Origin of the sequence: Gelidibacter algens (genome assembly GCF_001678675.1) — a bacterium.
In the GTDB taxonomy this organism is placed as follows: domain Bacteria; phylum Bacteroidota; class Bacteroidia; order Flavobacteriales; family Flavobacteriaceae; genus Gelidibacter; species Gelidibacter algens.
In genome coordinates, this window is the sequence record NZ_LZRN01000125.1 from 1 (window position 1) to 873 (window position 873).

At 34.9% G+C, this 873-nt stretch carries 2 protein-coding genes; both read right to left on the minus strand.

Annotated features, from left to right (window positions below; translation table 11 throughout):
• Positions 1–128: 128 nt before the first annotated feature.
• Positions 129–419 carry a helix-turn-helix domain-containing protein gene (locus A9996_RS19400; RefSeq protein WP_015025859.1) on the minus strand — a complete coding sequence of 97 codons (291 nt, stop codon included), beginning with the start codon at positions 417–419 and terminating at the stop codon, positions 129–131.
• On the minus strand, positions 409–765 hold the full coding sequence (locus A9996_RS19405) for a type II toxin-antitoxin system RelE/ParE family toxin (RefSeq protein WP_066439212.1): 357 nt from the start codon (positions 763–765) through the stop codon (positions 409–411). The genes A9996_RS19400 and A9996_RS19405 overlap by 11 nt, the downstream gene beginning before the upstream one ends.
• Positions 766–873: the final 108 nt, after the last annotated feature.

Sequence of the window (873 nt, forward strand, 5' to 3'; positions counted from 1 at the left end):
ATATGAGCTGTGGCGTGTTTTAGCACGAACCTCTCCAAATATAAACTAACTTTGGGAAATCCGTAGATTTTCCAAGTGCGCACAGACCCAGCCATAGCTTATATACGGTGTTGTAAAACGTACTTTTATCAGACTTCAATTGAAATATTAACTTTTCCGCCAAGTCCTTTTTCTACGATGTCAAATAATGTTTTTAAAGTCAGATTACTGCCATTATTTTCCACACGAGAAATGTAAGTCCGCTTTTTGTCAATCAGTTCGCCCAGTTGTTCTTGAGTCAGATTTTTTTCTTCTCGTGCATTTCGTAAAAGCAAACCGATTTTGAATGATTCAAAATCTCTATCAAGTTCATCTCTGCGTTCAGTTCCTTTTTTTCCGTAAACTGTGTTCTTTATTTCTTTCCAACTTTTAGTTTCCATTGCCTTTGTTTTTTTCTTCGTAATACTCTTTCATTAATCGGACCGCTTTATCGATTTCTTTTTGTGGTGTTTTCTGCGTCTTTTTAGTAAATCCGTTCAAGAGTATAACTAACTTACCTTTGTCGAAGAAGCAAAAAACTCGCCAAATATTCGAACCTAATTTTATTCGAGCCTCAAATAGTCCTTTATGCGTTTTCATTGGTGCCAAATATGTTTTCGGCACGTGCTGATAGGTTTCTATTATTTCAACGACCTTAAATATTTTGTCCTGAACCTTTTTCGGTTGTGCAAGCAGAAACTCCTCGAAATAATTTTTGTATTGTATTACTTGCCTAACTTTTTCCATTCGGACAAAGGTAACTTAAAAGTTACTATTTTCAAAATGTTGGATTTTAATTTGAAAGCCGAATTTTTCTTGGGTATGTTTTACAACGTTTATGTGTACGAGCTGTTG